General features: G+C 38.7%; 18 protein-coding genes and 2 tRNA genes. 15 read left to right on the top strand and 5 right to left on the bottom strand.

From position 1 onward, the window contains the following. The first annotated feature begins 49 nt into the window (after positions 1–49). A tRNA-Pro gene (locus tag HXT41_RS00915) sits at positions 50–123 on the top strand. An 82-nt stretch (positions 124–205) separates the two neighbouring features. Continuing rightward, entirely contained in the window at positions 206–1,567 is a 1,362-nt protein-coding gene (aroA, locus tag HXT41_RS00920) for a 3-phosphoshikimate 1-carboxyvinyltransferase (RefSeq protein ID WP_103014043.1), read from the top strand. 80 nt (positions 1,568–1,647) lie between these two features. On the opposite strand, the gene HXT41_RS00925 is transcribed toward aroA, so the two are convergent. From HXT41_RS00925 to HXT41_RS00935, 3 genes are all read right to left on the bottom strand, one after another. Continuing rightward, on the bottom strand, positions 1,648–2,877 hold the full coding sequence (locus HXT41_RS00925) for an acetate/propionate family kinase (RefSeq protein ID WP_162863123.1): 1,230 nt from the start codon (positions 2,875–2,877) through the stop codon (positions 1,648–1,650). Positions 2,878–3,027: 150 nt separating this feature from the next. Continuing rightward, positions 3,028–4,734: a phosphate acetyltransferase gene (gene pta / locus HXT41_RS00930; RefSeq protein WP_116440594.1), complete on the bottom strand. Its 1,707-nt coding sequence runs from the start codon at positions 4,732–4,734 to the stop codon at positions 3,028–3,030. Positions 4,735–5,021: 287 nt separating this feature from the next. Then, positions 5,022–7,499: a phosphoketolase gene (locus HXT41_RS00935; RefSeq protein ID WP_004111342.1), complete on the bottom strand. Its 2,478-nt coding sequence runs from the start codon at positions 7,497–7,499 to the stop codon at positions 5,022–5,024. 402 nt (positions 7,500–7,901) lie between these two features. Here HXT41_RS00935 and guaA point away from each other — a divergent pair, with 402 nt between their 5' ends. The 13 genes from guaA (at position 7,902) to HXT41_RS01000 (ending at position 22,743) form a co-directional block, all read left to right on the top strand. Beyond that, positions 7,902–9,464, top strand: a complete 1,563-nt coding sequence (gene guaA, locus HXT41_RS00940; RefSeq protein ID WP_004111344.1) for a glutamine-hydrolyzing GMP synthase — start codon at positions 7,902–7,904, stop codon at positions 9,462–9,464. A 966-nt stretch (positions 9,465–10,430) separates the two neighbouring features. Next, entirely contained in the window at positions 10,431–10,562 is a 132-nt protein-coding gene (locus HXT41_RS00945) for a lacticin 481 family lantibiotic (protein ID WP_004111352.1), read from the top strand. Positions 10,563–10,596: 34 nt separating this feature from the next. Next, the gene (locus HXT41_RS00950; RefSeq protein WP_421788744.1) at positions 10,597–12,153 is read left to right on the top strand and encodes a DUF4135 domain-containing protein; all 1,557 of its coding nucleotides are present in this window, start codon (positions 10,597–10,599) and stop codon (positions 12,151–12,153) included. Next, on the top strand, positions 12,135–13,301 hold the full coding sequence (locus HXT41_RS00955; RefSeq protein WP_421788746.1) for a lanthionine synthetase LanC family protein: 1,167 nt from the start codon (positions 12,135–12,137) through the stop codon (positions 13,299–13,301). Before HXT41_RS00950 ends, HXT41_RS00955 begins: the two co-directional genes overlap by 19 nt. Next, entirely contained in the window at positions 13,288–13,593 is a 306-nt protein-coding gene (locus tag HXT41_RS00960; protein ID WP_421788748.1) for a cysteine peptidase family C39 domain-containing protein, read from the top strand. The genes HXT41_RS00955 and HXT41_RS00960 overlap by 14 nt, the downstream gene beginning before the upstream one ends. Positions 13,594–13,664: 71 nt before the next feature. Then, entirely contained in the window at positions 13,665–15,377 is a 1,713-nt protein-coding gene (locus tag HXT41_RS00965; protein WP_421788750.1) for an ABC transporter transmembrane domain-containing protein, read from the top strand. Beyond that, a complete protein-coding gene (locus tag HXT41_RS00970; RefSeq protein WP_004111357.1) occupies positions 15,370–16,311 on the top strand; it encodes an ABC transporter ATP-binding protein in 942 nt (313 codons plus the stop codon). The genes HXT41_RS00965 and HXT41_RS00970 overlap by 8 nt, the downstream gene beginning before the upstream one ends. Further along, positions 16,308–17,060 carry an ABC transporter permease gene (locus tag HXT41_RS00975; protein ID WP_004111358.1) on the top strand — a complete coding sequence of 251 codons (753 nt, stop codon included), beginning with the start codon at positions 16,308–16,310 and terminating at the stop codon, positions 17,058–17,060. The genes HXT41_RS00970 and HXT41_RS00975 overlap by 4 nt, the downstream gene beginning before the upstream one ends. Continuing rightward, positions 17,057–17,797 (top strand): hypothetical protein, encoded by a 741-nt coding sequence (locus tag HXT41_RS00980; protein ID WP_004111359.1) that lies wholly within the window; start codon positions 17,057–17,059, stop codon positions 17,795–17,797. Before HXT41_RS00975 ends, HXT41_RS00980 begins: the two co-directional genes overlap by 4 nt. Beyond that, positions 17,794–19,023 (top strand): sensor histidine kinase, encoded by a 1,230-nt coding sequence (locus HXT41_RS00985; RefSeq protein WP_004111360.1) that lies wholly within the window; start codon positions 17,794–17,796, stop codon positions 19,021–19,023. Before HXT41_RS00980 ends, HXT41_RS00985 begins: the two co-directional genes overlap by 4 nt. Beyond that, entirely contained in the window at positions 19,016–19,699 is a 684-nt protein-coding gene (locus tag HXT41_RS00990) for a response regulator (protein ID WP_421788752.1), read from the top strand. The genes HXT41_RS00985 and HXT41_RS00990 overlap by 8 nt, the downstream gene beginning before the upstream one ends. A 708-nt stretch (positions 19,700–20,407) precedes the next feature. Next, positions 20,408–21,796 carry a PTS ascorbate transporter subunit IIC gene (locus tag HXT41_RS00995; protein ID WP_116440596.1) on the top strand — a complete coding sequence of 463 codons (1,389 nt, stop codon included), beginning with the start codon at positions 20,408–20,410 and terminating at the stop codon, positions 21,794–21,796. Between the two features lie 215 nt (positions 21,797–22,011). Next, on the top strand, positions 22,012–22,743 hold the full coding sequence (locus tag HXT41_RS01000; RefSeq protein WP_012914074.1) for a GntR family transcriptional regulator: 732 nt from the start codon (positions 22,012–22,014) through the stop codon (positions 22,741–22,743). Between the two features lie 94 nt (positions 22,744–22,837). Here the strand turns inward: HXT41_RS01000 and HXT41_RS01005 are convergent. Both HXT41_RS01005 and HXT41_RS01010 read right to left on the bottom strand, forming a co-directional pair. After that, positions 22,838–22,925 (bottom strand) — tRNA-Leu (locus tag HXT41_RS01005). Between the two features lie 114 nt (positions 22,926–23,039). Then, positions 23,040–24,986, bottom strand: a complete 1,947-nt coding sequence (locus HXT41_RS01010; RefSeq protein WP_421788753.1) for an FAD-binding protein — start codon at positions 24,984–24,986, stop codon at positions 23,040–23,042. Positions 24,987–25,022 lie beyond the last annotated feature (36 nt).

A 25,022-nucleotide genomic window follows, 5' to 3' on the forward strand; every position in this document is an offset into this window, starting at 1 on the left:
CGCTATTGTAATTGATTGTGCTTGGAACTGGTAATCAGTTCAAAAGTCTCGGGGTGTAGCGCAGTTTGGTAGCGCGCCTGCTTTGGGAGCAGGATGTCGCAGGTTCGAATCCTGTCACCCCGACTTTTTATATCTAATGAAATATGCGTATTTTTGCTTTTTTATTCTTATTTAGCAGTACATGTTAATCGATAGTATTCATAGTATGAGTGATATTAACGATATTGCAGATTGCACTACTCCTTGGAAAGCACCGTATGCTAATCATCAATTAAAAGCTTATATTGAGGTTCCTGGCAGTAAATCTTTGTCGAATCGTTATTTAATTTTGGCAGCTTTGGGCACAAAATCAGTAGTTTTACAAGGATTATTGCGCTCGCGCGACACGGATCTTATGATTAACGCTTTATCTACATTTGGCGTTAGATGTGAGTCATTAAATGAAGATGGAACTAAGCTTCGTGTAATTCCTCCAGAAGACGGAGTTTTTAGGGTTCCAGATAATGCTGAAGTGTATTGCGGTTTAGCTGGAACTGTAATGCGTTTCGTTGCAGCTTTAGCTTTATTTGCAAATAAAGCTGTGCGATTTGATGGCGATAAGCAAGCTTATGCTCGTCCTATGAAGCCAGTTCTTGACGGTTTAGAGCAGCTTGGTGCTCGCGTAAAATATCACGAAGAAGAGGGTTTTTTACCTTTTACTATTACGCCACCTTCAGTCGAATTTAAAATAAATAATTTTTCTGAAAAAATCGTGCAAATTGATTCTTCTTCATCATCACAATTTATTTCTGCGCTGCTTCTGATTGGTTCACGTATTCCTGGTGGATTAGAGCTTAAACATATTGGTGACACATTGCCAAGTATGCCACATATTCGCATGACTATGGACGATATTTGCAAAGCGGGTGGGTCTGTAAATATGACTAGCAACGCAATGTGGCATGTTAAAGAGAGTAAAATAAATCTAGCTAACGTTGTTACTATAGAGCCTGATCTTTCTAATGCTGCGCCATTTTTAGGAGCATCATTGATTGCTGGAGGAAGTGTCAGTATACCTAATTGGCCGTTTTCTTCAACTCAACCTGGAGGATTGCTTCCTGGAATATTAGAAAAAATGTGTGCAAAAGTTAATTTTGAAAAAACAGGTGATGATGCTGGAATAATGCATGTGGAAAGCGATAGTGCGATTAAAGCAATTCCATATCTTGATTTGAGTGCAGCAGGGGAGATTGCTCCTAGTATTGCAGCTATTCTTGCTTTTGCGGACGGTCCAAGTGAACTTCATGGTATCGCGCATTTGAGAGGGCATGAAACGAATCGTTTGCAAGCGTTAGTTAATGAATTGAATCGAGTTGGGATTGGCGCTAAAGAGCTCGAAGATGGAATTCGTATTGAGCCAAGTAATCATATGCATGGGGAAGTAATGGAAACTTATGCGGATCACAGAATGGCAACTTTTGCTGCAATGCTTGGATTGCGCATAGAAAATATGAGAATCAAAAATATTTCTACTACTCGCAAAACGATTCCTGATTTTCCAGGCATGTGGCATAAAATGCTTGAATAACAAATAATCCCGAGCCTTTTTGACCCGGGATTATTTATATCTATTTATTTGTTTGTTCTACGCAGTTAAGCGCAAACAATTTAGTGCTTGAACTTGTTGCCGTAGCTATCTTCGCCAGCTTCAGCAATAGCTGCAGCCTTGCGTGCGATAGCCAACTCTTCGTTCGTTGGAATTACAGCAATAATCACAGAGCTGTCTGGAGTGGAAATAACGCGTGGCTCCTTAGAACGAACCAAATTCTTTTCCTTATCGAGCTTAACGCCGAATGGCTCAAGCTTTTCGCATACGCGAGCGCGCACGATTTCGTCGTTTTCGCCGACACCAGCTGTGAAGGTAATGACGTCAACGCCGCCCATTTGAGCAGTGTAGTTGCCAATGTATCCAACAATGCGGTGCACGTATACGCCGAGAGCGAGCTTAGCGTTTTCATCGCCTTCTGCGATGAGCTTGTGAATATCACGCAAATCGCCGTGACCAGTCATGCCCATCATGCCGGAACGCTTGTTGAAGAGAGTGTCAAGTTCGTCCACGTTCATGTGAGCGTTGCGAATAAGGTGGAACACTACAGCTGGGTCAATATCGCCAGTGCGACCGCCCATCATTAAGCCTTCGAGTGGAGTTAAGCCCATAGAAGTTTCAACTGGCTTACCAGAAATCTGAGCAGAAGCAGAAGCACCGTTACCAATGTGCAAAACAATCTGCTTCAAACCTTCTGCAGGCTTACCTACAACGCTTGGAACAACAGAGCCAATGTATTCGTGAGAAGTGCCGTGAGCACCATAACGACGAATATGATAGCGGTCTGCAATTTCCTTATTCAAAGCATAAGTTGCTGCAACCTGTGGCAAAGCATGGAAGAAGGAAGAATCGAATACCATAATCTGCGGAACATCTGGCAAAAGTTCAGTCATGACTTCAGCGCCAACAGCTTCTGGGCCGTTGTGAAGTGGAGCCAAAACTGCCAAATCCTTAACCTTATTGATTGTCTTTTCATTGACTAATGCAGGCTTAGGGAATGTTAAGCCACCCTGAACAACGCGGTGACCGACAGCAACAATGCCAGACTCTGAAAGCTTTGGACCATATTCTTCGAAGAATCCAAGTACGCGCTTCAAGCCCTGCTCGTGGTCGTGAACTGGCTCATCGAACTCATGCTTTTCGCTATTGAATACGTGCTTGTAGTGTCCGTCAACTGGCTCGCCAATCTTCTCAACGATGCCGGAAGCGATACCTTCACCGCTTTCCAAGTCAACGAGTTGATACTTAATCGAACTGGAACCAGAATTGATAACAAGAACGGTTTTTGCCATGTGGGCATCCTCCATAAGTATTGATAAGGCTTATAAATTGCCACGCTCTAGTTTAGCGTTAAGTTCCTACAAACTTAAAGATATTGAGTGCAATGCAATACCTAAAAATCGTGTATGCACTGTGGTGCTGTTTTAGGAGCTTTATTATGTTTATTCTGATTGTGCTTCTAACGCGGTTAAAGCAACGGTATTAATAATATCTTGTACTAAAGCTCCTCTAGACAAATCATTTACAGGCTTATTTAATCCTTGCAAAATTGGACCAACAGCCAGTGCTCCGCTAGAGCGTTGCACGGCTTTATAAGCGATATTTCCTGCGCATAAATCAGGGAATACAAATACATTCACATGACCAGCAATACTATTATTTTTTGCTTTTGCTGCAGCAACTGTAGGAGACCATGCTGCATCAAACTGTATAGATCCAACAATTGCTAAATCAGGTGCTTTTTCTTTCGCAATGCGTGTTGCTTCCTCTACAGTATCAACATCTGGCCCTTTTCCTGAACCAAGCGTTGAATAGGATAGCATTCCAACTTTAGGGTTGAGTCCGAAAGTCTCAGCAGTGTGTGCAGACTGAATAGCAATATCAGCAAGCTGTTCTGCACTAGGATTTGGGTTGATTGCACAATCTGCAAATACAGATACGTGATCTTTGAAGCACATAAGAAATGCTCCAGAAACCAGCTTAGAACCAGGCTTAGTTTTGATAACTTGAAGAGCAGGACGTACAGTGTTAGCGGTTGAATTAACTGAACCAGAAACAAGACCGTCTGCTTGACCTAGTACTACTAGCATGGTGCCGAAGTAGCTTGCATCTGTTAGTTGTTCACGTGCCTGTTTTTCTGTCATTCCTTTCTTTGCTCTTAATTCGCAAAGTTTTGTAATCATATGGCTTAGCATTGCTTCATCGTGCATAGATTGGAAACTAGCTTTGCAAAGAGAATTGAGGTTTAGTTCTTCTGCTCGAGCAAGAATAGATTCGCGTTCTCCAATGATAATTAGATTTACAATATCACGTTCTAGCAAATAGTTTGCTGCTTTAAGAATGCGATCTTCTTCTCCTTCTGGAAGAACTATAGTTTTCTTATTTTCTTTTGCTTTTCCTAATAAACTGTATTGGAAAGCATAAGGTGTAGTTGGAGCTTTAAATGGTTGGTGGAGAGCATTAAGAACATCATTTTCTCGAACGCAATTTACGAATGTTTCTAATGAAGAATTTTTAGTTTCTTCATCTATTGGTGGCAAAACCCATAATGGAGTTTGGCTTACTCGGGATGCTTCGTCGTCTGAGTTTGCATAATTCCTAGAGCTATAGTCACGCATCAACTCAGCTCCAAGTTCTGGATCGCAGTTTGTAACAAATACTCCTAAAACCTGTGTGCATGATTTAAGAACGCAAGCATTAGCAGAATCTATAGTTTGTAAAATTTGTTGTGAGTTTCTGCCTTGAGCTGAAACTGTGAGAAAAACAGGTGATGCCAAGTCAGCTGCAACAGTTGCGTCGAAAGAAAACAGTTCTGGATCATATGCTGGGTTTGCGTCACTAGAAACAATAATAGAAGCTTGAGCAGAAGTGGATTGCAATAATTCGTTATAGCGTGCAACGATATCTCCGCGCACTGTATCTTTATTTGTTCTAACTATTTCTGGAGTTGTTGCAATAACTTGCTCTAATTTCGTTGAAGTATTTGCGATACCCAAAAGTTGTTTAGTAAAAGTGTCATTTGGTTGAGCGCATGGACGAAAAACAGTAGTGCTGTAGTTATTAGACAGAATATGTGTTATTCCGAATGCAACAGCATTTCTGCCGTACATATCTTCGTTGCCGATAATTGTTACATTAATATGCGACACGATGCGTTCTCCTTTGATACTTCGTGTTACTGCTAGGTTTATATTGTTAATGTAAGTTTTGCATTTTGCAATATAAACAAACTTTTTCTATTGTACGGCTTATCTACGTTGTACACGCACAAAATAGTAATTATAAATGTAATTTATTTTGCATATAACCAGTTTTATTGCATTGTTTGTTTTTAATAGATGAAGCTTTTTTGTTTTAATACACAAAACGGGAGCCAACCTTTCGATTGACTCCCGAAATGTTTTAGCTAACCAGTTTTAACTTTATCAGCTTAAAACTACTCGTTATCGCCTGCGGTTGCAGCGGTAGCGGTGACAGCGCCTGGCTTGTCGGTCTTAACGCCTGGCCATACCCAATCGGTGTAGTCTGGGTGATCAAGACCCTTGTCGACTGCATACTGGAAGGCTTCGAGGCGGAAGTCCTCGAGCTTCTTGATTTCGTCGGCATACTTAGCTGCGTCAACCATGCGCAAAGCTTCAGCGGTAAGCTCGTAACGATCCATGTCGTTCACGCGAACCATGTCGTATGGCGTGGTGGTGGAGCCCTGCTCCTTGTAGCCATGAACGTTGAAGTTATCGTGGTTTGGACGATCATAAATCAAGCCGCGAACGTCATGTGCATAGGAGTGATAAGCGAAGAGGACTGGCTTGTCAGCAGTGAAGAGTTCAGTGAACTCTTCGTCAGTCAAAGCTTCGTTGTTTTCCTTAGCGGACTGCAACTTGAGCAAGTCAACAACGTTAACAACCTTGAACTTAACGCCAAGCTTGTTCAACTTGTCGGCAGCTGCCATCAATTCCTGCTGTGGAACATCGCCAACACCAGCGAGAACAACCTGAACTTCGTCATTGTTCTTAGCGTTGGAAGCCCACTTCCACTCAGCAGCACCCTTCTCGAGCTCTTCGCGAGCTTCGTCGAGAGTCAACCAAGTAGCAGCTGGCTGCTTACCAGCGAAGATAGCATTAATCATGTTGGTGGACTTGTAAGCCTTTTCAGCAACAGCAAGCAACATGTTGGAATCTACTGGGAAGTAAATGCCAATTACGTGATCGTTGTTGAAGGTCTTGTTCAAGAGCACGGAGGTTACGCCTGGATCCTGGTGCGAGAAGCCGTTGTGATCCTGACGCCATACGTGAGAGGACACCAACAAGTTCACAGAGGAGATTGGCTTACGCCATGGAATCTCGCGAACGGTAGCCTCAAGCCACTTTGCGTGCTGGTTCAACATGGAGTCGATAACGTGTACGAAGGACTCGTAAGAGCTCCAGATGCCGTGACGACCGGTGAGCAAGTAACCCTCGAGGAAGCCTTCCATCTGATGCTCGGAAAGCTGCTCGGTGACCTGACCGGTAACAGCCATGTGCTCATCGACTAAGCCGGAGAGATAGCCAGCATCCCACTGCTTGTTGGTTACTTCGTAAGCAGCCTGCAAACGGTTGGAAGCAGTCTCATCTGGTCCGAAGATACGGAAGGAATCTGGGTTGTTCTTGATGATGTCACGAGTGTAAACACCAAGACGACGGGTAGCTTCGAGCTGACCCCAGCCGTGACCGAATTCCTTAACTTCCTTGACTTCGTAATCTTCAAGCTTTGGAAGCTTCAAGTCTTCACGAATACGACCACCATTGGCGTTTGGATTTTCGCCAATACGGAGTTCGCCCTTTGGCATGAAGGAAAGAACGTCTTCCTTAACAGCACCCTTTTCATCGAAGAGCTCTTCAGGCTTGTAGGACTTCATCCAGTTCTTCAAAACCTCGAAGTGAGCTTCGGTATCGCGAGCAGATGCCAGTGGCACCTGGTGTGCACGCCAAGAACCTTCGGTCTTCTTGCCATCGATGAACTTCGGGCAGGTCCAACCCTTTGGAGTGCGGAAGATAATCATTGGGTAGTAAGGACGAGTTACATCGTTAGTTTGAGCCTCAGCCTTAATATCGCAAATTTCATCGAAGATAGTTTCGAACATGTCAGCGAAGCGACGGTGGATGGACATATGATCCTCATCGTCGAAGCCAGCAACGAACTCGTATGGTTCGTAACCCATGCCATGGAAGAACTCATGAAGCTCTTCATCGGAAATACGGGAAAGAATTGTTGGGTTAGCGATCTTATAGCCATTCAAGTGCAGGATTGGAAGCACGATACCATCGGTACGTGGGTTCACAAGCTTGTTGGACTGCCAACCGGTAGCCAAAGGACCGGTCTCAGCTTCACCATCGCCAACGATTGCTGGAACGAACAAGCTTGGGTTGTTCATAACAGCGCCGTAAGCGTGGGAGAGTGCATAACCAAGCTCGCCACCTTCGTGGATGGAGCCTGGGGTTTCAGGAGCGAAGTGAGAAGGAATACCGCCTGGGTAAGAGAACTGGCGGAAGAACTTCTGCAAACCAGCTTCGTCCTTTGTAATCTTTGGATAGTACTCAGTGTAAGTACCGTCGAGGTAGGACTGAGCAGTACCAGCTGGGCCGCCGTGGCCTGGACCCATGATAATCACGGTATTCTGCTGGTGGTCAGCAATGAAACGGTTGATGTGGCCGATAAGGAAGTTAAGACCTGGAGTGGTGCCCCAGTGGCCCACCAGACGATGCTTAACATCTTCGCGAGTGAACGGCTCCTTCATTAGAGGGTTGCTGCGAAGATAAATTTGGCCAATTGCAAGATAGTTGGCAACGCGCCAGTACTTGTCTACGCCTTCGATAGCTGCCTCGGAAACTGGAGCGTTGAGCTTCTTCCAAGGTGTGCCAATAACAGGACTCGTCATGTGTACTCCTGTACTCAAGCACTTTTCAGTGCAATTTGATCATTACCATTTGGTTATAGAGACTGGAAAACAAATGTATTACAGCTCTTTTTCCATCCGTTTCAGTATAGTGCCAGCGTCTGACTTTTGTTCGTTTGGTTACTTCTTCGTGCATTTGTGTTGAAAAAATGTGTGATTATGTGCGTAAAAAATGAGCCATTTGTATAGATTATGTTATATTTAATGTTCATTTTATACTTTATAGTTAAGCGTTTCGCACAAAAATCTGTCAACGTTATTTTGCAGTGTTAGACTGTACGTGTAACTTTTGTGTTTAATTTTCGGCGTTTTGTAATTACGTAACGTCGCAAAGTTTCACTATTATAAGTTGAATCGTATTAGAACTTATATATAAGGAGAATCATGGCAAAAGGACCAGTGCTTGTCGTTGATTTTGGCGCTCAATATGCTCAGCTTATTGCTCGTCGAGTGCGCGAAGCAAATGTGTATTCAGAACTTGTTCCTCACTCTATGCCAGTTGACGAAATGCTTGCTAAGGATCCTCAAGCTATTATTCTTTCAGGCGGTCCTGCTTCTGTTTATGAACCAGGTGCTCCTGACATTGATCCAAAGATTTTTGAAGCAGGTGTACCGGTTCTTGGTATTTGCTATGGCTTCCAGGTAATGGCTCATGAGCTTGGTGGCGATGTCGATAAAGCTGCACTTGGTGAGTATGGCAAGACTGCTGCAACTATTGATGATTCTGAAGGTTTACTTTCCGGATCTCCATCTGCGCAGAATACTTGGATGAGTCACGGTGTTGCTGTTAAGCGTGCTCCAGAAGGTTTTACGGTCTTGGCTCACACAGAAGGTGCTCCAGTTGCAGCAATGCAAGACGAAAGTCGCAAACTTTACGGTGTGCAATGGCATCCAGAAGTTAAACACACTCCATTGGGTCAGGAACTTATATCTACATTCTTACATAAGTGTGCAGGACTGAATAATAATTGGAATCCTTCTAACATTATTGAAGATCAGGTTGCTAAGATTCGCGCAGAAGTTGGGAATGCACAAGTTATTTGTGGTCTTTCTGGTGGCGTAGATTCTGCTGTTGCTGCAGCATTGGTGCATAAAGCAATTGGCAATCAGCTTACTTGCGTTTTTGTTGACCACGGTTTGCTTCGTAAAGGCGAAGTTGAGCAGGTTAAGCATGATTTTGTTGAAGCAACAGGCATTAAACTTATTGCAGTTGATGCAGAAGATGACTTTTTGAACGCACTTAAAGGCGTGAGTGAGCCGGAGCGCAAGCGCAAGATTATTGGCGAAAAGTTTATACGCACTTTTGAAAAAGCTCAGCGTCAAGTTATTGAAGAAGCTGGTAAAACTGGAGCTGAAGTTAAGTTCCTTGTGCAAGGCACACTTTACCCGGATGTAGTTGAGTCCGGTGGTGGTGATGGTGCTGCAAATATCAAATCTCATCACAATGTTGGAGGTTTGCCAAAAGATTTGAAGTTTAAGCTTATTGAACCTTTGCGTACTTTGTTTAAGGATGAAGTTCGTGCTATTGGAACTGAGCTTGGACTTCCAGATGAAATTGTTTGGCGTCAGCCATTCCCGGGTCCTGGTTTAGGTATTCGTATTGTGGGTGAGATTACACGCGAACGCTTAGCTGTTCTTCGTGAAGCAGATGCTATTGCGCGCGAAGAGCTCTCTAAAGCTGGATTGGATCGCGATATTTGGCAATGCCCAGTTGTTTTGCTTGCTGATGTTCATTCTGTTGGTGTTCAGGGTGATGAGCGCACATATGGTTCTCCAATTGTTTTGCGTCCTGTGAGCTCTGAGGATGCCATGACAGCTGATTGGTCTCGTGTGCCTTACGATGTATTGGCAAATATTTCTACTCGAATCACGAATGAATGTCGTCAAATTAATCGTGTAGTGCTTGATGTAACTTCTAAGCCGCCTGCCACGATTGAGTGGGAGTGACCGTCAAAGTAAATATGTAATCTGTAACGATTATTTAAGTCTTCTTAAATTAAGATTATATAAATTAATTTGTTTATAACTGAAATAGATTGTCAATGACTTTCAAAAGTAGCATGCTTAATTTTAGAAGTTTTATTTTATGAGTCGCGTTTACTATTACCAGTGTGTTTTTAAAATGACGTGGATATGTGTGCCCCTTTCCTATAAATGTTTAGAAAAGGGGCACATGTAGTATCAGAGTGAGTTGCAGAAAGTATATCTGTTAATGATTTTGTATTGTAACTTTTTCATTTCTTATTTGATGTATCATGATTATAATTAGTTTTGTATTGGTAAAGATCTTGGATAATACGTATCAATTAATAGATATTTATCTATAATCTATAGATTGAATTATTGTTTATATTTGTTGTTTAAATATTATGATTCTTTGTTTGCTGTTTTGCAAAAGTAATATGAAAAGTTTTTTATACTCTTATAAATGGGAGTTTTCAATAAAAGTTGTCTTTTGTCTGGTCCTCATCGAATTTTTTCGCCTATAATCCGAGTTGTGTGCACGGCTCATTAATAGTTGGTGTTTTACTCTAGAGGTTTTTATTTTGCAAAGACATAGGCTATGACAAACTTAGCTATTCCTGTATTGTTTGAAGAGGATCCCTAACGTTGTTGAGTGGTGAAGTTATTTGTAGATATGTTTTAAAAGCTATCATTTTAGTATGAGGAATGTTTATGATGCTGTGTATTCAATAGCTTAGGTGAGTTGCATGTATCAAAAACTAACATGAAGATATATATCTTATGCATAGAACTACATGTACCCTATAGTGGACAAAATATGCATGTTGATGGATAGGCACTTTTATATTTGTGATTATTAAATTGTCCTAAGTAACTAGGAATAGGTGAAGTTCTTCCTAATCTCTATTGACTACATTATTTTATTTGGATACCTCAAAGGAGACGAACATGAAAGATGTACTTGTTGAGATTACAGATGCTGAATTAGATGAAATTCTCGGTGCTGGAGATGGAGTCATGCATACATTGACTCATGAATGCCATATGAACACTTGGCAATTCTTGTTAACCTGCTGTTAAGACCATAAAGAAGTTAGGAAGGATTTCACCTAAAATGGTTACTGATGAAACCAATGAGCTATATCAGTTTAATGGTGTATTCGAAAAAGTTAGAAGTGCTGATATTCGTCTTATAGATACTTCTAATCTGGAGCTGGAGCATGTGCTTGGGCCAACGATAGTACTGTTCCTAGCGAACTATAAAGCCAAGAATGGGAAACCGTCTTTTGCTGATTTCATCAGTCGTTTAGAGCATGATGATACTTTCTTTTCAGAATTCATGCATTTAGCAAGGCATAGGCTAGAAAATGTAGCAAAACTAGAATTAAAAAAGAAAGAATATAAAAAATGGGTTACAGGTTGTTTGCATAGTGATGTTCATCAGATAAACAAGGTTTTCAATTATTCTTTCAATAAGAATAATAAAATATTAACTAAAGTTTGCGGTGATTTACATGAAACACCTCCTTCTTTCCTAGTAGAATCAAAAGACTTTAAGTTGTATTTGAAGCGTGGCTCAAATGGTAATTTACAAGTATTGGAAGTTCTATGGAGCTTAATATCTGAAGATGAGAAAATATTGGATTTGGTTTGGCCAAAAAGTTTAAATTTGGGGGATCATTCTTGGTATGAATCTATTGATCGCAAACCATTATCATCAAAAGAACAGGCTTCAAGATACTACCGGAGATTTGGACAAATTATGTGTTTGGCTTATGCGTTGCGTATGAGCGATTTGCATTATGAAAATATTATTGCTCATGGAGAATATCCTGTAATTATTGATTATGAGACACTAGGTGCGTTAAATATAAATGAAAGTTATCGCAAGAATGATGTTAGTTTTAATTATAAACTATTGAAGCGGATAAATAACAGTGTTCTTATGACAGGAATGCTTCCACTAGCTGCAAATCAATCTGAGCGTGATGATGTTGGTGCTATATCTTCAAAGAGAATACTTAGATCTGTTAAGGAACTGGTTGATATAGGAACTTTAGATATGAGGTTTGAGAGAAAAGATAGAATAGTCTCTACTAACACTGCCTCTCCCTTCTTAAGTAAATATGATGGTGAAGAAAATTTGGCATGGGAAGATTATTACGATGATATATTAGATGGTTTTCATTATACGTATACAGCTATTCTTAAAGTGCGTAAGGAGTTGATTGCTAAGTTAGAAAGTGTTGCTACATCTATAGAAAGTAGAATTTTATTACGTAATACCCGAGAATATGCTGCTGTTATAGAGGCGTTGAAATCATATCGTTTTCAAGAACGTAAGGAATATATTTGGAAGATTTTTTGCGAAAAGAAGTATGGTATTTTATCTTCAAATTTAGTTGACTACGAGCGTTCGGTTCTAGAAGTTGGACTTATTCCGTCTTTTTACTGTAGAGCAAATTCAAAAGATCTTTATGGTGGGAATAAACAGCTACTATGTGAGCTTTCTTTGACTCCTATGACTTTAATGAAACAACAACTTGAAAGGCTGAATACAAAAGATCTTAAATTTCAAGTTGATGTGATTGAGTTTTCTCTTAAAGGTGTAGCTACAGTGCAAAACACGCAATGGATAACCTATTGTGAGACTTGCAAAAAAATAGTTTAATTGCGCTAAAGTCACAAACACAGATAGCTTCCGATTTATCTTTTAGTATTGAAGAATTCTTTACAAAGTATGCTGTAATTGATAAACATAATTCGAAGAATAGATATTGGTTTGGAGCCAATGTTGATGATCGGGACAATCTAGTTATTGATGTTGTTTCCAGTAATTTATATTCTGGAAGAGACGGTATTGAGACTGTTCTTAAAAATAGTCTTCCCGATGATAAGAATGGTCAATTTACATCTAGTTCAGTTTATTTGAGTTATATGTCTCGTTTGATTGTTGGTGAAGATCGTAATCGATTTTTATCGTGCAATATTAATGAAATCTTGAATTGTGTTCGAAAAGATAGTGTTCATGATGTTCTTGGAGGGAACGCGGGTTTTATTTTTTCTTTGGCTGATATGCACACTGATTATACGCATGTTCTTATTCAAGAAGCTGCATACAGTTTAAAGAAAAAAATGATCTGTGAAGAAGGGATTTTGCGATGGCCTATCGGAAATGAAGTAAGAAAAGCTAATGCCAGCTTTGCGCATGGTAATGCTGGCATAGGATTGTCGCTTCTTAAGGCTGGAATAGTTCTCCATAACGAAGAATACGTCGATCTTGGATTAAAAGCTATAAAGACAGATGATTCATTTATAAATGCAAGTGGTTTATGGGTGGATACGCGTCATATTCCATCAATTCCAACTGCTAACTGGTGTAATGGAACAACTGGTATGGTTCTTAGCCGATATTTATTATTGGAATTGGATAAAACAGTAGGATTTCTAGATTATTTTGAACGTCAAAAAGCTCGTGAAGAAATTCATTTAGGGATTCAACATATTCTTTCTAGCTTTTATTCATTAACAAGTTTTTCTATGTGCCATGGCATTTCAGGTAACCTTAAGTTGCTAATATTTCTTGATAAGCAAGGTCTTTTATCTGTAAATCAAAGTGTTGAATTGAGTCGTCAGATTAAACTATTCCTACGTTATATTGTTGATTTTGGATGTGGGTTCGGTAATAATCGTTTTCAATCTTTAGGACTTATGACAGGACTAGCAGGGATTAAATTGTTCCTCGATGAACTCTCTAATGACAAAGCAACTTTGTTTCCTCTTATTCCAGTAAGGAGTGATGCAAATGAAAATGATTAAACAACAGTCAGAAAAAGATTGTTTACTCGCATGTTTTGCCATGGTTTTGTCTGTTTATGGGATTAGCAGAGATCCATATTCGATTAATCCTGAACACTACCTATTTGAGTCTGATGGATTACGAGCATCTAGTTTGCGATCTTTATGTGAAAAATATGGTCTACTGTTAAAAGCATATCGTATTAATTCTTTAGAGTTGTTGGAATATGCCAAGCAAAGTGATTCAATCTTGATTTTACATTTGATCAACAATCATTATGTTGTGCTATCAAAAGTAAAAAAGAGTTTTTAGTTATAAACGATCCAGCATACGGTATAAGACGTATTCGTATTGATGAACTTAGTAGAATTTTTTCAGGAACAGTGTTGTCGATTTCTAAAGATTCTTCATCAAAAGTGAAAATCGATAAAAAAGATCCTGTGAAAAAAACTAATGTTTTTTCTTTATTTTCAAAAACTGGTTTTTTGTGGATGCTGCTTTCTTTTATTTGTATTCAAGGTGTTTCATTATTATACGCTGCGTTATTGCGTTGTATAGTTGAGAAAAACAATAGTTTTAACTATTTGTTTATAGCAGTAGGGTGTATAGGGCTAATTACTGTATTGAATTATTTTGTGCAGGTAAAAGCATTAGAAAAAGGGGCTAGAGATTTTGATAGGGCTTATTCAAATCGTCTAATCAAATCAATGACACAACAGCCATTATCTTATTTCGAACGTTCCAGCATAGGTGCTTTAATCGAGAAGTTAGCTTTACGCACTACGGTGCGTGATACGCTACAAAAGGCAATCATTCCTCAACTGTTTTCAGCTATATCTTCTACTGTCCTTCTTGGATTCATAGCCTATTTTACCCCTATTATTTCAGTCGTTCTACTTTTAGGGTTAGCTTTTTTTGCAACCATTAACTATTTCATTGTTAATAGACAAAAAGAATTGACGTTTGATTTTATTCAATCTCAGCAAAACTTATCAACTAGAATTCAACATGATATTGAAGATATTGCTGTTCTTATTTCTACTCGTAAAACCAATTATATTGCAGATAAATGGATTCAATTAAATGATTCACTAACGTCTAGTTATCTATCGCTAACAAAACTAGTTACGTTAGCTCAGTCGTTCTCTTCTTTTTTCACATATGCTTCAAATATTTTTCTGGCCGTTTATCTAGCATTTTGTTTCAAAATGGGCAGTGTTAACCTGGGTGAAATGCTAATGATACAATCATGTGCAGCACTATCTGTATCAGGATTAAAAGATGTGCTTAACTCGTTTACTGGATATGTAACTGTACGACAAAATCTAGATAGGAATAATGACCTTACTGCTACGCAACCTAAACAATTATTTGTCGAAGATTCTTCTAGCTCTGAATTAGTTGCTACAAATTTGAGTGTAACTTTACCAGGAAATAAACATTTAGATTATGGGACTATTCATTTCACTCCTGGAGAGAAGGTATTTCTAATAGGCAGATCTGGTATTGGAAAAACAACCTTTATTAAGACTCTGCTTGGTTTAATACCTCATCAAGGTCTGTTGTATCAGCCGAGTAGTTTTAACGATAAAGTTGGAGTTTCGTTAGCTGATACACCTTTAGGCGGATCCACCATCCGAGAATTTCTTGTGGGTGAATATGATAAAAAAGATGCTAACTTACTTTGGTCGGCACTGGAAATAGTTTCTTTAGATCAACGTATAAAAGAATTTCCTTTAAAATTGGATTCCTTATTGTTGGAAAATGCTTCTAATTTGTCAAGTGGAGAAAAAAAGAGATTAGCTATTGCTCGCGCTCTTGTTTCGGCTCAAAACGGATGGGTTTTTTTGGATGAGCCTTATATTGGGTTAAATCAAGAACTTATAAAAACTATTCATTCGAATCTTAAAAACAACAAACAATTATCAATTATGTTAGTTACGCACAACTTGCGAATGTTGAAACCGCAAGACAAAGTTATATTTTTCAGTGATATTGCATCACCAGAAATTGGTACACATTCGCAGCTATTGAATAGTAGCGAAATGTATCGAAATTATTACAAATCACAAATGAATGGAGATATTAATGTCTAAGTACGCAATTGAAACTTGTAGACTATCAAAAGTCTATGGTGATCAGGCTGTAGTGCGGGATTTGTCTATTCATGTTCCACGTGGAAGCATCTATGGTTTTCTTGGACCAAATGGTGCTGGCAAATCAACAACTATGAAGATGTTGCTTGGTCTTGTTAAACCTTCAAGTGGTCAGATTGTAGAGTTTCGGAATTCTGCAAGTAATGGTAGCTCTAAGAAAGTGTTGCCGGGGTTATTGGTAGGATCGTTGATAGAAGGTCCGGCATTTTATCCTAATTTAAGTGCCTTAGAGAACGTTGATTTGGTTTGCGATTATCTTGGCATTGTTCGTGCTCAAGGTCGAGAAGCACTCGACATGGTTGGGCTTTCAGGTATAACTGGTAAAAAACCAGTGAAAGCGTTTTCTTTAGGAATGAAGCAGCGTCTAGGTATAGCGCTAGCTTTGGCAGCGAATCCACCTGTGTTGATTTTAGATGAGCCAACAAATGGTTTAGATCCTGCTGGTGTAGTAGAAATGCGTCAGCTAATTGTTAATTGGGCGCATAACCGTGGTACGACGGTGATGATTTCATCTCATATACTTTCTGAAATTGAACAGATGGCTGATTATGTGGGGATTATCTCAGCAGGAACTTTACGCTTTGAGGGGCGTATGCAGGATATTTGTTCTGCAGGGTACTTGCAACTACAAGTTTCTGATATGCAATCTGCAGTAGTTCTATTATCTAATTGTGGTATTGATTATAAAGTGGAAGAGGCTAGTAGATCCCTAATATTGCCAATTATATCTAATGAAGTAGTAGCAAATTTGGTTGCACATCTTGTGAATCAAAATGTGAAAGTATATAGGGTACAAATGGTTCGTCAATCTTTGGAAGAAGCATTCTTAGAACTAACAGATCCAATTTACACATCAAAGGTGGTCGCAAAATGAAGCAGTTTATTTTAACGCTAAAAAGTTTGCGTCATCGACAGATTTTGCTGATTACATTATTATTCATTGCTGTTGTTGGCTTATGGTTGGGTGCAGCGCTTGCTAAACGTGCTCGTGGCCCCAAAGAGATTCACCTTTATTTGCTAGCATTGAATGAGGTGATGATGTTAGCTATCTACGTGTTACCGATTATTGCTGCAATTGTCGCCTCTAGGGTGGTAACCACATCGCGTGATGGTGGTATGGATACTAAACTGCGTTCTATGGGAATTTCTGCTAGTCGCCAGTTTGGTGCAAATCTTGTTGTAACTATAATGATTACTACGCTAGTTGCTGTTTTCATTTTGGCATTAGCACTCGTATCATCGTTAATATATGGATTTAATAGACCAAACAACATTACAATAATATCATTATCTGCTTTACTTGCACTGGTAGGAGATGCGATTGCTGTAAGTGCTATACATACATGGGCTGCTACACAATTTTCACAACAAGGTGTGACTCTTGGAATGGCTGTGGTTGCTGCTATAGGTACATCTGCACTTCCATTTGCTGGTTTAAATTATTTATCTTGGATTTTGCCTTGGGGTATTGTTAGTGCTGCGAATCCGGTACTTGGTTCAACTGGTGGCGTGGTTACTATTAGCTCCGAAGCACTACTGTTTGGCGTAGTAGCAGTGATTGTTGGGATTTTCTGGTCTAGTGTGTGCATGTTTTTGATTAAAATTAGAAAGGTGGAACAATGATAAAAAAAACATTTGCTTGGGAATGTAGGAAAAATAACATTACTTGGTATTGGATTGCTTTATTGTGTACGTCTTTTCTTGGATTGCTTATGGGAATTAGTCAATATGAGTCATATGAAGCAGAGTTCAAGGCTCAAGGAGTTACCTATTTAGCAGTATGGGGTCAGTCTGCGTTGTTGCCAACGACATTATTCTTTCCTATATTGCTTGGTGCACTGCAAGCGCAGAAAATGTCTAATGAGCATAATGGCCGTAATATTGCTCGTTTAAAGGCTATTGGAGTTGTTAATAAGTATATTACAACATTGACGCTTCATTCCTTTGTTATTTCTATGTTTTCTGTATTGCTGTTTGGCACTTTACAACTTGTTGCTGGCATATTTCTTCATTTTCATATTTCTGATGTATTTTCTCTAGTTCCTCGTTTATTTGCGATTGCATTAGCGATGACAGCTTGGCAACTGATTGTAGTGGGTATTGGGGTTCGCCTTTCAGGATTTTCTTCAATTGTTACAGTTGTGTTGGTTTCATCACTCATAGGATTTGGAATGGCTATTGTTGCACCCGCATTATCTGTTGTTTATCCACCGGCTCTTCTTGCGTATGCAAGTGCTGTACGTTGTATAGGTGATTTTTATGCGGTAGGTTCGATTGTTATCTCTGTTATGATGAATCTAATGTGGATAATTTTGGGAATGATATTCATAAAGGTTCAATTCAAACGAGCAAGGCTATGAGCACTTATATGCGTGAGAAAGCTTTATTTCATCACGATTATAACGCTAGACGAATATCCTCAAGTAGTTACCGGCTTGGGTTCTTTGACCAAATATATGCAGCTTGGATAAATAACTCTGAGCCGGTATGGATTATTGGAATACTTTCGACTATCTATCAAATAATAATTGGATTACGTAGTGATGCTGATCCGATTATAGTGTGGATGACGGTTGTGCTAACTTCTATTGCAGTATTTGGTAGGCGCCGATATTGGCATATTTCTGTTGCTTTATCTCTTATGGCCGCTAGTATATCTGCCTATTGTGGAGATGTAAATATTGGATTGCTTACCATGTATATTCTGGCTTCTTCAGGTATATGTTTGCTTGATATGCGAAAAATGTTAATAGGTATATTAGCCTTAGGTGCTGGAGTTGTCTTATCAACTCTTTATGGATATGTAGTCTTCGGCAGGAAATTAATTATTCCTGCCATTTCTGTTTTTGTATTTACATCTCTAACTGCTGCTCTAATACGAATGAGAGCAAATCAGGTCAGAGAGAAACAACAAGAACAAGCCATATTATCTGAACTACATGAGAGTGAATCCCAAGCACGAGTTAATGAGAAAGCTACGAGAATGGCAACTGTGCTACACGATTCTGTTGGACATTGTCTTACCGCAATTATTAGCCTAACTGAGGGTCTGCAAGTAGATGATGATTTAGATGTGAAACAGCATGAAATAGTGAAACTTATCAACGAATATGCTAGAAGTGGCTTACGGCAAACGAGAACTCTAGTTAACTCGATATCTGGTGGAGAACAAGATAGTAATAAGGAACATTCTATTACCGATATTGAAGAACTGGTTGCAGGAATCAATAAACTTGGAATACGTGCACAGCTAGAAATAACACCAGTAGTTCCAGAAGTGGGGGTTCAAATTCAATGGGCATACAGGATTATTCGCGAATCTATAACGAATACTTTGAAACATGCTACACATGCTACAGAAATTAGTGTTCAAATCACCATAACGTTGAAAGGAGAACTCGAAGTTGTTGTAATTGATAATGGCAAACAGATGGGTATTCATGAACAGACTCCGTCTACTGGTTATGGTCTTGCTCATATCGCTGCTGATTTAGTCAGTATTGGAGGCTCTATTACTGCAGGGGTCTATGCTAGAGGTGGCTGGAGAGTGCATGCAATTATACCAAAGGAAAATATCTATGATTGATCGCAAAAAAATCCGAGTTATTATTGTCGATGATCAGAAAGCTATCCGTTATGGATTTTCAATGATAATTAACAAATCTGCTACATGTACTGTCATAGGATCTTGTGAAAACGGGCTAGTTGCATTAGATATGCTTGAAAGGTTATCTGCATCGGGTGAGCAGTTGCCGGAAATAATAATTATGGATATTAGGATGCCTGTTATGAATGGGATCATTGCGACAAAACATATTAAAACTAAATACAGAAATATTAAGATTCTTGCACTTACTACTTATGATTATGACGACTATGTATTTAAAATGCTAAGTTCTGGAGCTTCCGGTTTCCTACTAAAGGATGTGCGCGGACCGCAACTTATATCTGCTATTGAAGCTATTAATGCAGGAGATGCTGTGCTAACTCCAAGAATAACAGGAAAGATATTAGCTCGTCATGTTTCTCAAATCAGTGCAAGTCAAGATGTGCAAATAGCTAGAGCTAAATTTGATGCTCTAACAGAACATGAAATTGAAATAGTAAGCCTTGTGTCATGTGGTCTCAATAATGCAGAAATTGCTGAGAAGCTTTTTATTGAACCTGATTCAGCCAAAAAAGCTGTCTCTCGTATTCTTGCAAAACTGGGGATGCGTGATCGCGTGCAACTAGCTATAGAATGGATAAAAACTTCTAATTGAGTAAAAATAAAAGTCATACTCTAATTAGACATATGTAAGACAATTCACATTTACGAAATAAATCGAAAAATTTAATAGTTTTGCACTCAAAAACGATAAAAACAATTATGTGGTATGAACTGTGCTAAAAATTAAAAATATTTTACTCAGCAGTTTTATATGTATTGTATATTTGAAAAAGTGGGAGTGACAGTTTTTGATGAGAATTATTGACCGAAATATAAACATATGTTTATACAGTAAAACATATGTTTATTTTCATTAAAAACTGTAATAATTACTGATTTTATAAAGCACTTCGTGAAAATGGAGTGCTTTTTTCTGTATATTGGTGTGTCGAATTTTCTAAAAACAGGTAAAAATTTCGAATTTTATTGATATTTAATAAATATTTTAGTTATAAATAGTGTTATTTTAATTGTTTATAATGTTTAACGATATAATGAATTTGACATGAAACAACAGTATGAGCTGTAACAGTAGTTGTTGGCTGGGTATAAAAACTACTGCTCGTAGTAGCTCTTACTACTTTGCTTCATTGCGGAACCGTGAATTTTGTATGTGTAGTTTTACTGTGCTACGAAACTAATCGTGTATTTCGAATAGTTTCGCCTACGGTATCGTTTGCGAAGTTTGTAAGATATTTTTGCCGCCAATAATTGCGTAAGCCGCTCAAACTATATCGATTAATATGGTAAGGAGAGTTACGTGGACGGAATTCTGTCAGTACTGCTCGATATTTTCAGACAGCCATCTGTTATAGTTGCGCTTATTTCTTTTATTGGGCTTGCAGTGCAAAGAAAGAAATTCTCGGATATTTTGCAAGGATCAATCCGTACTCTTGTTGGTTTTCTTGTTTTAGCAGCTGGTTCTGGAGTTATTACTGAAGCGTTGAACCCCTTTGGCAAAATGTTTCAATACGCATTTCATGTGCAAGGCGTAGTGCCGAATAATGAAGCAATTATTGGAACTGTTTTATTGAAGTATGGCTCTGAATCTGCGCTTATTTTCTTCTTTGGAATGATTGTTAATATTATTCTTTCTATTACTTCTCGTTTTAAATTTATCTATTTAACGGGTCACGTAGCTTTCTATATGGCAAGTATGCTTGCAGTTATATTTAATGTTGCAGGATTTAGCATGTGGGAAGTTCTTTTATGGGGTTCAATTGCTCAAGGATTGTTTACGACAATTTCTCCAGCACTGGTGCAGCCGTTTATGAAGAAAGCTTCAGGCAAAGATGATGTTGCTTTAGGACATCCTGCTGGTACTGGTGTTGCTTTAGGTGCGTTAATTGCAAAGCTTACTGCTTCAAAAAAGCGTCCTTCTAAGTCAACTGAGGATATTAAATTCCCAGCAGCATTGGGATTCTTGCGTGATACAACAGTTCTTATCACGCTTTCTATGGCTGTTATTTATATAGTAGTGGCACTTTTTGCTGGATCTTCGTATGTCGAAACACATTTATCTAATGGTCAAAACTTCATTGTTTTCGTTATGTTGAAGGCTGCAACTTTTGCTGCAGGTGTTTATATTATTCTTGCAGGCGTGCAGATTGTTCTTGACGAAATTGTTCCAGCTTTTAAGGGAATATCGGAAAAGCTTGTTAAAAATGCGCGTCCTGCTTTAGATGCACCAATGACTTTTGGCTTTGCTCCTAATGCTGTTCTTATTGGTTTCTTAGCTAGTTTCTTTGGCGGTTTGCTTGGAATGACGCTTATGGCGATTTTGGGAACGACAATTATTATTCCTGGAATTGTTGCGCATTTCATGGCTGGTGGTGCTGCAGGAGTATTCGGTAATGGTCAAGGTGGAATACGTGGTTGCTTGACTGCATCATTTATTAATGGTCTTTTTATTACTTTCCTTCCGTTGTTCCTTTTGCCAGTGCTTGGCGATTTGGGAAGCGCAAATTCTACATATTCTGATGCGGATTATGGTGTATTTGGTGTAATACTTGGTCACGCAAATATTGTCGGTGGTCGTACTGTTTTAATTTCTGTAATACTTATTGCACTAATATTGTTCTATTCTGTTTCGATATTGATGAATAAACGCGATTCTAATAATTTTGAAAAGGTTGAAGAAATAAAATAAGTAAAGAAAATAAAAATACAATTAAATAATTGTATATACATATAAAAATTAAAAATTTTTTTACTCATTTTCTTATTTATTTGTACATTTTATTGTATGACTGGTAGGATAACAGAGTTATTAGTTTTGCATGAGCCGTTGTTACTATGCTGTGTTTTACACAAACTAGTATCAACGGCTTTTTCATATTAGCGTTTAGCTAGGGGAGAGTGATAATGGTCGAAGGTGTGCCTAAATACATTGCTGTGCGAGATAATCTACGCGCTCGCATTGATTCTATGGAAGCGAACGAACAATTACCTCCTGAAATTGAATTGTGCAAACAATACAATGTGAGCCGTATTACTTTGAGGCATGCAGTCGATAACCTTATTACTGAAGGATTACTTGTTCGTGAGCAGGGTAGAGGAACATTTCGAGCTTCTTCAATTATTCCTAGTTATAGTCAAGAAGTAATTTCTGATCGTGCGCAAGGATTTTACGAGCAGACTTATTCTAATGATGCAAAAATTAGAATAAAAGTTATTGAAAACGATGTTATTCATGATGAAGATGCTGCTGCTCGTTTAGGCCTTGATCCAGTAGATGAATTGATATGTTTGAAACGCTTGCGTTATGTTGACGATGTTTTATCGCGTTATAGTGTGCTCTATTTGCCTGCTTCTCGTTTTCCTAAAATTTTGACGCATGATTTTTCAGATGAGTCGTTATCTGATTTTTTGCTTAAAGCGTACGCTGTTCAACTTGTAGAAAATGAAGTGTCTGTGCATATAGAAAATCTATGTGACAGGCTTGCAGCAGTACTTAACCTTGAAGTTGGAACTCCTGCAATTACAGCTTATTCTACTGTAAAAGATAAGTTTGGTACGATTATTGCTTTTGGTGCATCTGTTTATGCGCCAAATTCTGGTGAGATTCGTTTCCACCTGCATTCAAATGCTGCTTAATTAAACTTTAGGGCTAACTAAGAATGTCTTAGCTAGCCCATTTTTGTGTTAAAAAACAATAAAACCTTGCTGGTTTTCCAGCAAGGTTTTTTCGTGTCCGGAGCGGGAGTTGAACCCGCACGCCTGTAACAAATAGGCACTAGCACCTCAAGCTAGCGCGTCTACCATTCCGCCACCCGGACAGGTGTTTTAGACAACAGATAAGACTATAACATCTTTTTTTCTTCTTCGCTTCGGCGTGTTGAAAAAATTACGAATTTTCAAAATATTTATATATGAAAATAGTAATAATAGTTTTAAATTATGCTATTTTCAGTATAAAAATCTCCTTTACTATCTTGTTTAAAATCAATAATATTCACTGACTTTTTTGCCAAGTTTCCATCAAAGTCAATGAACGAGTGTTGTGGCAATGAAGAAATATCATGTTTTGGATAGTCTCTTCTAAAGAAAGCACCTCTAGATTCATGTCTAGCAAGTGAAGATTGCAATGCTGCTTTTGCAAGTAGTGACATGTTCTTTATTTCCCATATTGCAGTAATTTCTTGGTTAAAAACTAAATTATTGCTATGGATGTGTAATGATTGAATTTTAGGATCTATAAATTCTTGTATGTCATTGAGTGCTTTTTTAATTGATTGTTCGTCACATGATATTGCAACAGCGTTTTCCATGATTTTTCCTAAATCTGCAAATAATTTATAAGGATTATCTTCTTCTATTTGTGAAGACTCGTCGTTATAGCTGTTGTTTGTAAAATCTGTAGCTTGCTTCGCACTTGTTTCCATAAGCTGATTAAGTTCATTATTTCTTTGTTTATATAAGACTTGTAGTGCAGTATTATTTGAGAAAGTTTTATTGGTTTCGTTGGTTTCGTTGGTTTTGTTACTGTTAGTTTCGTCATCCTTGTTTAAGTTTTTCAATTCTTTTGCTATTGTTGCTCCCGCGCGATTTCCAAAAAGGCATGCGTCAAGCAAGGAGTTTCCTCCTAATCGATTAGCTCCGTGCACTCCTACGCATGAGCATTCTCCGGCAGCGTATAAACCATAAACAATAGTTTGGTTGTTATTTTGCCATCTATATACTTTTCCATCCAAAGTTATCGGTATTCCGCCCATTGTGTAGTGAGCTGTAGGACGAATTGGGACTAAATCGCAAGTTGGGTCAAGATGAGCATATTTTTCAATAGTTTCTGTGACTTGTGGCAAGTATTCTAACATATTTTCTCGGCTGATATGTGTCATATCTAGCCAAACGCAATCGTTATGTGAATTGCTTTGTTGCGTAGTTGTTGAATCGTTTACACCTCTGCCTTCGCGAATTTCTTGGGCAATTGCACGAGAAACAACATCTCTTGGAGCTAAATCTGCATGTGCTTCATCGTATTTTTTCATAAAAGCTTCGCCATTTGAGTTCCTAAGCACGCCGCCTTCAGCTCTTGCTGCTTCTGAAAGCAGAATACCAGTATGAGCTAGTCCAGTAGGGTGGAATTGAATGAACTCGCAGTCTTCAAGTTGTAATCCTGCTTTTAAAGCTAAAGCCATGCCATCGCCTGTTAAATCCCACGAATTAGATGTTGTTGCAAATAATCTTCCCGATCCGCCTGTAGCTAAAAGTAGGAATCTAGACTTTATTGCTCGCAAGTTTCCTGCAGATAAATCAAATGCAACAATTCCTTCAACGCTCATAGTTTGATCGTTTATAGCAACATCTGTTACGTAACAATCTTCAGCAAATACAATATTCTCGGAAACACATTGTTGCCATAAGCTATGTAAAATTTGGTGACCAATACGATCTGCAGCAAAAGCTGCACGTTCAATTGGATTCTTTCCAAAATTAGCAGTATGTCCACCAAAACGGCGTTGGTTAATATATCCATTTTGTGTTCGAGAAAATGCTACGCCATCATGTTCAAGCTGAATAACTGTTTTTGGTGCTTCTTTTGCAAGTAGCTTTGCTGCATCTTGATCGCTTAGCCAATCTCCGCCATGAACTGTGTCATAATAATGCCATTGCCATTTGTCGTGCTCTACATTCCCAAGGCTTGCTGCTATACCTCCTTCAGCAGAACCCGTGTGTGAACGCAATGCTGGCACTTTAGAAATCACTAAAATTGATGGTGTTTTTCCTTCTTTTTTCATGCATGCGTATTCTTCGGATTTAATTAATCCTAGTGCTGCAGATAATCCTGCAGCTCCAGCGCCAACAATAATAACATCGTAGTATTCGCTTGATTGCATACTTTTATTTTCTCACATATCTTGTATTGAGCGCGT

It is taken from the genome of Gardnerella sp. DNF01189 (genome assembly GCF_049244195.1).
Lineage (GTDB): Bacteria > Actinomycetota > Actinomycetes > Actinomycetales > Bifidobacteriaceae > Bifidobacterium > Bifidobacterium swidsinskii.